Annotated in this window: 11 protein-coding genes; 10 read left to right on the forward strand and 1 reads right to left on the reverse strand. The window is 37.9% G+C overall.

Going from position 1 to position 9,777, the window contains the following annotated elements:
* The 4 genes from V7137_RS09455 to V7137_RS09470 all read left to right on the forward strand — a co-directional run.
* Nucleotides 1-485 (forward strand): YceD family protein (locus tag V7137_RS09455; protein WP_335697852.1); only part of this gene is annotated, 485 nt, incomplete at its 5' end.
* A gap of 83 nt (nucleotides 486-568) precedes the next feature.
* Nucleotides 569-742: a 50S ribosomal protein L32 gene (rpmF, locus tag V7137_RS09460; RefSeq protein ID WP_026566356.1), complete on the forward strand. Its 174-nt coding sequence runs from the start codon at nucleotides 569-571 to the stop codon at nucleotides 740-742.
* A 277-nt stretch (nucleotides 743-1,019) separates the two neighbouring features.
* Nucleotides 1,020-1,781: an enoyl-CoA hydratase/isomerase family protein gene (locus tag V7137_RS09465; protein WP_335697853.1), complete on the forward strand. Its 762-nt coding sequence runs from the start codon at nucleotides 1,020-1,022 to the stop codon at nucleotides 1,779-1,781.
* A gap of 81 nt (nucleotides 1,782-1,862) precedes the next feature.
* A complete protein-coding gene (locus V7137_RS09470; RefSeq protein ID WP_335697854.1) occupies nucleotides 1,863-2,492 on the forward strand; it encodes an RsfA family transcriptional regulator in 630 nt (209 codons plus the stop codon).
* A gap of 37 nt (nucleotides 2,493-2,529) precedes the next feature.
* On the opposite strand, the gene V7137_RS09475 is transcribed toward V7137_RS09470, so the two are convergent.
* Nucleotides 2,530-3,003 (reverse strand): N-acetyltransferase, encoded by a 474-nt coding sequence (locus tag V7137_RS09475; RefSeq protein ID WP_335697855.1) that lies wholly within the window; start codon nucleotides 3,001-3,003, stop codon nucleotides 2,530-2,532.
* A 235-nt stretch (nucleotides 3,004-3,238) separates the two neighbouring features.
* Here V7137_RS09475 and V7137_RS09480 point away from each other — a divergent pair, with 235 nt between their 5' ends.
* From V7137_RS09480 to bshC, 6 genes are all read left to right on the forward strand, one after another.
* Complete coding sequence (locus tag V7137_RS09480; protein ID WP_335697856.1) at nucleotides 3,239-4,576, forward strand: acetyl-CoA carboxylase biotin carboxylase subunit; 1,338 nt, start codon at nucleotides 3,239-3,241, stop codon at nucleotides 4,574-4,576.
* A gap of 184 nt (nucleotides 4,577-4,760) precedes the next feature.
* Nucleotides 4,761-4,973 (forward strand): acetyl-CoA carboxylase biotin carboxyl carrier protein subunit, encoded by a 213-nt coding sequence (locus V7137_RS09485; RefSeq protein WP_335697857.1) that lies wholly within the window; start codon nucleotides 4,761-4,763, stop codon nucleotides 4,971-4,973.
* Nucleotides 4,974-4,997: 24 nt separating this feature from the next.
* The gene (locus V7137_RS09490; protein ID WP_420490111.1) at nucleotides 4,998-6,539 is read left to right on the forward strand and encodes an acyl-CoA carboxylase subunit beta; all 1,542 of its coding nucleotides are present in this window, start codon (nucleotides 4,998-5,000) and stop codon (nucleotides 6,537-6,539) included.
* 118 nt (nucleotides 6,540-6,657) lie between these two features.
* Nucleotides 6,658-7,560, forward strand: coding sequence for a 2-dehydropantoate 2-reductase (locus tag V7137_RS09495; protein ID WP_335697859.1), 903 nt, complete (start codon nucleotides 6,658-6,660; stop codon nucleotides 7,558-7,560).
* Entirely contained in the window at nucleotides 7,557-7,952 is a 396-nt protein-coding gene (locus V7137_RS09500; RefSeq protein ID WP_335697860.1) for a DUF3397 domain-containing protein, read from the forward strand. The genes V7137_RS09495 and V7137_RS09500 overlap by 4 nt, the downstream gene beginning before the upstream one ends.
* An 89-nt stretch (nucleotides 7,953-8,041) precedes the next feature.
* Entirely contained in the window at nucleotides 8,042-9,676 is a 1,635-nt protein-coding gene (bshC, locus tag V7137_RS09505) for a bacillithiol biosynthesis cysteine-adding enzyme BshC (protein WP_335697861.1), read from the forward strand.
* The last annotated feature ends 101 nt before the right edge of the window (nucleotides 9,677-9,777 follow it).

Here is a 9,777-nt window from a genome sequence, read left to right on the forward strand (position 1 = left end):
AATTTATGATTGATGAGATAGTTCGTATGGATGAGATCAAACAAGATGATCCCACCATTCGAGAAGTTTCTCCGATGCATATTACTGGTCGGGGGGATATCGATTCAACGAAAGTAACATTCCATTTAAAAATTGAAGGTTACTTAATACTTCCATGTTCTCGTACTTTAGTGGATGTGAAACTTCCAATTAATGTTGAAACAACTGAAACGTTCCTCTTACAAGGTTCTGTTTATGAAACTGAAGAGGAAGCATATCAAGTGAAAGGTGAAGTGGTTGATGTCATACCAATCCTTCGAGAAATTCTTTTACTTGAGATACCAATGCAAGTTTTTTGTGAAGATGTTAATCGTGAAGATGCTGCTCCACAGTCTGGCAAGGATTGGGAAGTTGTTCATGAAGAAGATCAATCTAAAAAAATTGATCCGAGACTTGCAGGTCTCGCAAAGTTTTTTGATGAAAACAATTCTTCTTCCGAATCATAATCGACAAATCTAAGAAGCAAAGTGAAGACCCAGCATTCCTGGCCTTCATTACTTTCTTAATACTCTTTAAGGAGGTGGGAAGAATGGCTGTACCTTTTAGAAGGACTTCTAAAACTGCAAAAAGAAAACGTCGTACTCATTTTAAATTAAACGTACCTGGTATGGTAAGCTGCCCAAACTGTGGTGAAATGAAACTTTCACACCGCGTATGTAAAGCTTGCGGAACATACAAAGGAAAAGACGTAGTAAACGACTAATTTTCGATAAGATAGAAAGCACAAGGGTCAATATCCCTTGTGCTTTTGTCGTTTTTTTGAAATTAGCTGATTTTGACTCTAAGTTGATTGGAGCAGAAGGTGCGAGACTCCTGCGGGAAGATGGGTCAGGGGAGACGACGAGGAGGCTCCCCGGGCCGCCCGCGAACCGCACGCACCTGGAGCGGAAATCAACTTACTAGTTTGACAGAGCCTAGAAATTATACATACTTATAACAGCGCAAATGAAATTGTTATCAAAGAAAGGACGTGTCAAAGGTTGTCATACTCCATCGAAAAACGGGAAATGGGTTATTTATTATTTACGATTACTAGAAGTGAAAAAAGAAATGCTATTAACTTTGACGTCATGGAAGGATTAGTTAAAGCGATACAAAGATCTTCTCAACCTGATATTAAGGCACTTGTCATTACCGGAGAAGACGATCGAGCATTTTGTTCAGGAGGAGATTTATCTGTTTTTCACCATCTTCGCACAAAGGAAGAAGCGTACGGAATGCTCTCTAAAATGGCAAATATCCTTTATTCCCTTCTTACCCTGCCTATTCCGACAATTGCTTTAATAAATGGAACAGTAATAGGCGGCGGTTGTGAGCTTGCTGCGGCATGTGATTATCGCCTAGCACGTGATGGGATTAAAGCAGGGTTTGTTCAAGGGAAACAAGCAATAACAACAGGCTGGGGCGGGGGTTCAATTTTAGCAGAAAAGCTCTCAGACGCAAGAGCGATGAAGCTGTTAATGGAAGCTGACCTGCAAACAGTATCATATTTAAAAGAAATTGGGTTTATTAACTCTTTATATAAGGGTGACTCTCTTCAGGCTTGTGAATCATACTTTGGTTCGATGCTGACAGCCGATCTTAGTGTGTTAAAATCCTATAAAAGGATTTGGGTTAGAAAGTGGGAAGAAACAAAACTGCGTGAAAGAATAGAAGAAGAAGTAAGAAATTGCTCCATACTTTGGGAAAGTGATAAACATCATGACTATGTAAATGCTTTTATACGTAAAAAACAAGAATAAAGATGAAATCACCGCGCTTGATTAAGTCTATCTTTTCTAGTAGATGCATATGTATTATAAAAACACTAGGAGGGATGACTAATGTCACCAACTCGACAAGATGCATGGTCCCAAGATGAAGACTTGTTGCTTGCTGAGGTTGTGTTACGACACATCCGGGAAGGCGGGACACAACTGCAAGCATTCGAGGAAGTAGGGAAGCAACTCTCACGTACTTCAGCAGCCTGTGGCTTTCGTTGGAATTCATTTGTAAGAAAACAGTATAAAACAGGGATCGAGCTTGCAAAAAAACAGCGTAAAGAGTTGAAAAAACAGCCAGTCTCGAATGAAGTAGAAACAATTGAAGAACCTGTTAATGTAGAAGTGGTTCCAACCCCTCCGGTAAATGAGCAAGGAAGCACCATTACATTTTCGACGGTCATTCATTTTTTGGAAGGACTTCAACAAAAAGCGCTAGTCTCATCCAATATTGAAGCAGAACGTAAAAAGTCTAATGAAAAAATTAAAGAGTTGGAAAAGAAGACGTACTATTTGGCTGCAGAAAATGAAAGATTATCAAAAAATTTAAAAGCAATCGAAGAGGATTATCGTTCATTAATTGAAATTATGGAAAGAGCTCGGAAAATGGTTGTCCTTCAGGACGAGGACCGCCAGCAAAAAGTGAAGTTCCAAATGGACAAAAATGGTAACCTTGAAAGAGTAGAAAAATAGAAAAAGCGGACCAAAATGTCCGCTTTTTTGCATTCCATTAATGCTGTTGTGCCTCAACGCCTGAAGGATACCAAACTAGTGGATTTTCACCACGGTCTCGCTCCATTTCGTATTCTACTTTAGCAAAGCCCATCTTTTCCCAAAAACCACTTGACTGTACTCTTGGATTCGTCTTAATCGGCAGACCAAAGTTTTTCGCAAATTCTACAAGTGCCTTACCAAACTCCTTACCTTGGTAACCAGGTAATACCTCAAGTTTCCATAACTCTAAGTAGTTTTGTGGTGGATAGAAATAGCGGTCAAATTTTGCGTCAATTTGATATAAACTCATTCGTGCTACTAATTTGTCCCCAAAATAAATTCCGTAAAATGGTGAGTCGCTATCGTTATCAACCATATTTGCTTCAAGATCCTCAATCATGGATAGTTCTTGAATCCCATATTCTTTAAATTTTTTAAATTCTTCTAGTGTTTTAAAATTTACTTTAAGTCTTTCCACTTTTGCTGACATAGTCGACCTCCTAAAATGGTAACTGATAATCTTGTATATATTCATTTGCACTTGAATAACATGAAATGAAATAATTTTTGCATTATTCAAATGAATCATTCTCATTATATAACAAAAACTTAAAAAATTCTTCAAATAAGTTGAGGAAGCGTTTTCATTAAAGGCAGGAAATTAGGAGAATGATGTAGAACCATATAAATGGTGGAATAAAAGGGGTACGAAGGGGGAATAAAAAGTGCAAAAAATTTTAATTGCCAATCGTGGAGAAATAGCCCTTCGGATTATTCGAACCTGTCAGGAGATGGGGATTGGAACAATTGCTATTTATTCTGAAGCTGATAGGGAAATGCCCTTTGTAAAAGCGGCAACGATGGCTTTCTGTGTAGGGGAACCTCCCGTTAACAAATCATATTTGCAAGTTGATAAAATTTTAGAGATAGCGAAACGTGAGAAAGTAGATGCCATTCACCCTGGTTATGGCTTTTTATCTGAAAATGCTGGTTTTGCTAAACGAGCCATCGAGGAAGGAATTATTTTTATCGGACCTAGACCTTCAACTATTGAATTAATGGGTGACAAAGTGGTATCTCGTCAAACGATGGAGCAAGCTGGTGTACCCGTAGTTCCCGGAAGTGGCTGTGGATTAACCAGCAGTGAGGAAGCATGCGTACTTGCACAATCAATCGGCTACCCTGTCATGCTTAAGGCGAGCGGCGGCGGCGGCGGAATTGGAATGGTATATTGTGAAAATGAGCAAGCGCTCGTTAAGTCTTTCGCCCAGACAAAAGCGAGAGCATTGGCCTATTTTGGTTCAGACGAAGTCTTTATCGAGAAATATATCAAAGATGCTAGACACATTGAAGTCCAAGTGTTTGGAGACAATCATGGAAATATCATCCACCTGTTCGAAAGAAATTGTTCGATTCAAAGAAGACATCAAAAGGTAATTGAGGAATCTCCATCACCTATATTATCTGATAAAGCTCGTCAGAAAATGCTTCAAACAGCCGTAAAGGCAGCACGTGCTGTTAATTATTCAAATGCTGGGACCATTGAATTTATTGTAGATGAGAACGAAAATTTCTACTTTTTAGAAATGAATACACGTCTTCAGGTTGAACATCCTGTGACCGAAATGATAACTGGTCTTGATCTTGTTAAGTGGCAAATCCTCATTGCTCGAGGGGGACGTTTACCTTTGCTCCAGGATGATATCACTTCGTCGGGTCACGCGATTGAATTTAGGGTGTATGCTGAAGACTCTGTCCGATTTTTACCGTCACCAGGTAAAATCAGTACTCTTAAGTGGAATGACCAAGCGGGGGTTAGGATTGATTCAGGTTATGAAGAAGGCGGGACAGTTACGCCGTTCTATGATCCAATGATTGCCAAAATCATTATTCATCATGAAACTCGTGAACATGCATTGAAAGAGGCTGTTCGCTTCTTCAATGATGTCAAAATTGAAGGAATTAAAACAAATGTTCCACTCTTTCTAAACATATTGGCAAGTAATGACTTTCAAAACGGGGCGTACAACACAGGCTTTTTAACAAAGGCTTTTTTCGCATAAATTGTTTTTTTTTCGTAAGTTCATCAACCCGTATAACTTGACGCTTCGTGGCATCTTTTCGTAAGAACATTTGCGAAAATTGCCTAGAAACTTAGTAAATAACCTTTATTAAGCTCCAAAAGCAACAAAGTTTACGAAAAGAGCCTTAACAAAAAAATTAGTGAATTAAGGGGAGAATGGCAGAATGAAAGAAATAACAGCAAGCATGGCGGGAACAGTTTTAAATATTTTTGTAGCAAATGGTAATCAAGTTCATCCAGGTCAGGAAGTAGTAATGCTTGAATCAATGAAAATGGAAATTCCAATCGAAAGCGATACAGTGGGTTTGGTATTGGATGTAAAAGTTAACATTGGTGATTTTGTAAATGAAGGCGACGTATTAATTGTATTAGAATAGAAGTTTTTAAAAGGGGTGAGAATGATGTCAGTAACCAATCCATTGAATGAGCAATTAAATGAGAATCGTAAAATAATTGAAGCTGGTGGACATCCAAAATATCACGAAAAGGCTAAAGAGCAAAAAAAGTTGTTTGTTCGTGAGCGCCTTGCCTTGTTGTTTGATGATGGAAAATATGAGGAAGATGGTAAATTTGCCAATTTTAAGGCTGGTGATCTTCCTGCAGATGGTGTTGTAACAGCGATTGGTAAAATTAACGGGCAAACGGTTTGTGTCATGGCGAATGATTCGACCATCAAGGCGGGTTCATGGGGAGCAAGAACGGTTGAAAAGATAATCCGCATTCAAGAAGTTGCGGAAAAATTAAAGGTTCCGCTTTTCTATCTTGTCGATTCTGCAGGGGCAAGAATAACTGACCAATTAGAGATGTTTCCCAATCGTCGTGGCGCAGGAAGAATTTTTTATAATCAAGTGAAACTGTCTGGGATGATCCCCCAGGTTTGTATATTGTTTGGTCCTTCTGCAGCTGGTGGAGCTTATATTCCTGCTTTTTGTGATATCGTCATTATGGTTGATCAAAATGCTTCTATGTATTTGGGGTCACCTCGTATGGCTGAAAAAGTTATAGGCGAAAAGGTAACACTTGAGGAAATGGGCGGTGCACGAATGCATTGTTCTGTCAGCGGCTGCGGGGATGTTCTCGCCCATAGTGAAGAGGAAGCCATAGAATCAGCAAAAAAATATGTCAGTTATTTTCCTGCTAGTTTTAAAGAAAAGCCAAAGATGACTGCGGGTGTGGCATCCAAACAAGGCCGTGAACTAGAAGCCATTATTCCCGAAAACCAAAACGCACCGTTTGATATGTATGAATGTATTGATAGTCTGGTGGACAATGCTAGTTTTTATGAAATCAAAAAATTGTTTGCACCAGAATTGATAACGGGGCTAGCTAGAATCGATGGTAGACCGATTGGCATTATTGCCAATCAGCCTAAAGTAAAAGGCGGTGTTTTATTTGTTGATTCTGCCGATAAAGCGGCAAAATTCATTCAACTCTGCGATGCCTTCCATATTCCGCTTTTATTTTTGGCAGATGTACCGGGTTTCATGATTGGAACAAAGGTTGAACGAGCTGGTATCATCCGGCATGGGGCAAAGTTAATTGCTGCAATGAGTTCAGCCACAGTCCCGAAAATCTCAGTCATTGTGAGAAAAGCATATGGTGCTGGTCTTTATGCCATGGCTGGTCCAGCTTTTGAGCCGGATTGCTGCATCGCGTTGCCTACAGCACAAATTGCGGTAATGGGTCCAGAAGCAGCAGTAAATGCTGTTTATTCAAACAAAATTAATCAAATTGAAGACTCGAAAGAAAAAATAGCTTTTGTTCAAGAGAAGCACAAAGAATACAAAGAACATATTGACATCTATAAACTTGCTTCAGAACTTATAGTCGATGAAATAGTCGCACCATCTGAATTACGACATGTCCTTATTCAACGTTTTGCTTTCTACGAAACGAAGGAATTAAATTTCAGCATTCGTAAGCACCCGGTTTACCCAGTCTGATTTTTTGCCCTATTCGGTCTTAATCGAATAGGGCTCAATTTTTTTCTAAATCTTAGTAACAAACTATCGACAGCATCTGATAAAATATGGGTAAAGACGACTAAAATGAGGGATTATCATGAAGGTTGGAATTATTGGTGCTGGGTCAATTGGCCTGTTATTCGCTGCTTACCTTAGTAGAGTATTCGAAGTGACGATTTATACAAGAACACATGAACAAACTGAAGAAATTAATAACTATGGAATCGTGCTGAAAAAACAAGGGGAACAAACGAAATCCATAATAAAGGCCTTACCTATGAATGCGTGGAAGGGACATGAAGATCTTACCATCATTGCCGTGAAGCAATATCAACTTCAAACAATTATGGAGAAAATTAAAGAGTTGCCCACTGTTCCGGGCAATCTGTTATTTTTACAAAATGGGATGGGGCATTTAAAACAGCTTGATTGCATCCCGTTAACGAATATTTTTGTTGGTTCAGTGGAGCATGGTGCGCTGAAAGAAAATCGATATACTGTTACCCATAATGGCGAAGCCGTGACAAAAGTTGCTGTTTTTAAAGGAGATCCAACTCTATTGTTTGAATTGATTTCCTCTGCACCACTGGAATTTCCACTTGTGTTTAAGGAGGATTATTATAACACGCTCCTAAGTAAATTGGTGGTCAATGCTGTCATCAATCCATTAACGGCTATCCTCAAGGTGGAAAATGGCGAGTTGATAAAAAATCAATACTATTTTAAGGTACTAAAAAATTTATATGCAGAGATTTCTTTTATCTTAAACTTAGATAATACAGAAGAACAGTTTCGGCAAATTATTACTATTTGTAAAAATACTTCCGCAAACCGTTCCTCTATGCTTAAAGATATTGAAGCAGACAGAATGACAGAAGTGGATGCAATCTTGGGGTTTATTTTAGATGAAGCTGATAAAAAGAATAGGAAAGCACCTCAAGTAGAGAACTTATATTATTTAATAAAAGGGAAAGAAATGATAAAGGGGGAATATGCTTGATTACTTTTCTATCCTCTATTATCTCAATTTTCTTTGCATTACCTTTTTTAGGATTTATTATTGTGTTCTTTGTTATGAAAATGTTTACAAGAAACACGCGAAAGTCTGTTCACTTGGCACTAGATTCCACAACGATTTTATTCATTATTTCCGTTCATTTTTTAATTGTAACGATATGGGAAAGATCATTTTTTTGGTTAATCATATTAATTATGATTTTAATTGCTATGGTTTTTGTGTTTGTTCATTGGAAAGTAAAAGAAGAAATTATCTTAAAAAAAGTGATGAAGGGTTTTTGGCGTTTTAATTTTATCCTATTTCTCCTTGCTTACCTCGCCCTTACCCTTTATGGTTTAATTCATCGTGCCTTGATTTTTACCTTTTCCAACTGAAAGATAAGCCAAAGTTTTTTTCAAATGTGGTTGGTAGTGGTATACTCTTAACAGAATGAATTTGGGTGATCAGAAAGGAAGTACAATGAATGGAGATTTTAAATCTCTCTTTACCAGCAACCAATCGGTTTGCTTCGAATTATTTGGAACAATCTCCTGAAATCCAGCCTTTTTTTCATTACCGGTTTAATGAAAGAACCGATGATGCCAAACGAGTTGCTGAACTTAGTAACCGATCTTTTCCTCGCTTAGAGGTTGCTGAACATATTGAGAGCTTTATGAAGCGGTTTCCATCGTCTGAAGCTGTTAAAGAATCAATCGATAAACTAAAATTAGATAATAGTCTTGTCGTTATTGGGGGTCAACAGGCAGGTGTTCTTACAGGACCGCTTTATTCAATACATAAAGTGATTTCAATAATTAAATTAGCTGAGCAAAAAGAGGCACAGCTCAAAGTACCAGTGGTTCCTGTATTTTGGATTGCTGGAGAAGACCATGATTTCCAAGAAGTTAATCATGTGTTTGTACCAGTGAATCAAAAGGTTGATAAATGGACATACCCTGAAAGAGTCCTTCATAAGAAAATGGTCTCTGATATTCAGATAAACAAAGAAGTCTGTAATTCGTGGGTACAAAATTTAATTGAGAACTTCGGTGAGACAGAACACACGAATACATTGTTAGAATTTGCTGAAGAACAAATCTTAAAATCCACCACCTTTGTCGATTTTTTTGCCAATATAATTATGGAATTGTTCAAGGATTATGGGTTATTAATCGTTGACTCTGGTAACAAAGAGTTTCGCATGCTGCAAAAGGAATTTTTTAAACAGCAAATCCTTCACCATGAAGCGATAACATCCAAATTATTGGAACAACAAAAGCAAATTGGAGAAAACGGGTTCCCGATTACGATTGATGCAAATGAACAGAATGCGAACCTATTCTACTATGACCAAAAAATGAATGACCGGATTTTACTTGAATTTGATCGTGGAAATGATTGTTTTGTGGGGAAAAATGGGGCTTTAGCATTTTCGAGAGAGCAATTAGTGGAGTGCGCCGAAGAGAATCCAGTAGTTTTAAGCAATAATGTGGTGACAAGGCCGCTCATGCAAGAATGGCTCTTTCCAACTGTTGCTTTCATAGCTGGGCCCGGAGAAATTTCTTACTGGGCAGAACTCAAATTAGTTTTTGAGCATTTTCATATCAAGCTGCCCCCTATTGTTCCTCGTTTGAACATAACGATTCTTGATCGTTCCATTGAAACAGACATTAACGAATTGTGTTTAAACATAGCAGATATATTAAGCGATGGAACGGTTAAAGAAAGAAATCAATTTCTCGAAGAAATTAAAGATAAAGAAGTGGAAGCATTATTTTTAGGTATTAAGGAGCAACTAGTCAATCAGTACCGACTAATTGAAAGTAAGACAGTTGAATTGGATCGTGGTTTATTACCATTATTAAAGAAAAACGAAAGTTACTTACTAAAAGAAATCGGGTTTATGGAATCAAAGCTTAATGAGGCAGGAAAGTTAAAGCACGATAATCTACTCAAAAAATATGATCGTGTCGATCTTGCTTTAAGACCGGACGGCTTTCCACAAGAAAGAGTTTGGAATATATTTTATTATCTAAACCAGTATGGGTTGAATTTCATTCAGGATTTAATGTCAGGTAGATATGAATTTGATGGGTTGCATAAGGTTTTGAAAATGTAGAAACTTCACAACTGTGAAGTTTTTTTTTTGGCTATGTTAAAGCTTATTGTAGATTTTGGCAGCCTGTTGATTGGAGAGGAAGGCGCGAAGACTCCTGCGGG

Origin of the sequence: Neobacillus drentensis (genome assembly GCF_036962765.1) — a bacterium.
Taxonomy (GTDB): domain Bacteria; phylum Bacillota; class Bacilli; order Bacillales; family Cytobacillaceae; genus Neobacillus; species Neobacillus drentensis_C.

Bases quoted from the DNA above. Each gene is read 5' to 3' on its own strand.
- rpmF (WP_026566356.1), top strand. From the start codon at position 569: ATGGCTGTACCTTTTAGAAGGACTTCTAAAACTGCAAAAAGAAAACGT.
- V7137_RS09470 (WP_335697854.1), top strand. From the start codon at position 1,863: ATGTCACCAACTCGACAAGATGCATGGTCCCAAGATGAAGACTTGTTG.
- V7137_RS09475 (WP_335697855.1), bottom strand. From the start codon at position 3,003: ATGTCAGCAAAAGTGGAAAGACTTAAAGTAAATTTTAAAACACTAGAA.
- V7137_RS09485 (WP_335697857.1), top strand. From the start codon at position 4,761: ATGAAAGAAATAACAGCAAGCATGGCGGGAACAGTTTTAAATATTTTT.
- V7137_RS09490 (WP_420490111.1), top strand. From the start codon at position 4,998: ATGTCAGTAACCAATCCATTGAATGAGCAATTAAATGAGAATCGTAAA.
- V7137_RS09495 (WP_335697859.1), top strand. From the start codon at position 6,658: ATGAAGGTTGGAATTATTGGTGCTGGGTCAATTGGCCTGTTATTCGCT.
- bshC (WP_335697861.1), top strand. From the start codon at position 8,042: ATGGAGATTTTAAATCTCTCTTTACCAGCAACCAATCGGTTTGCTTCG.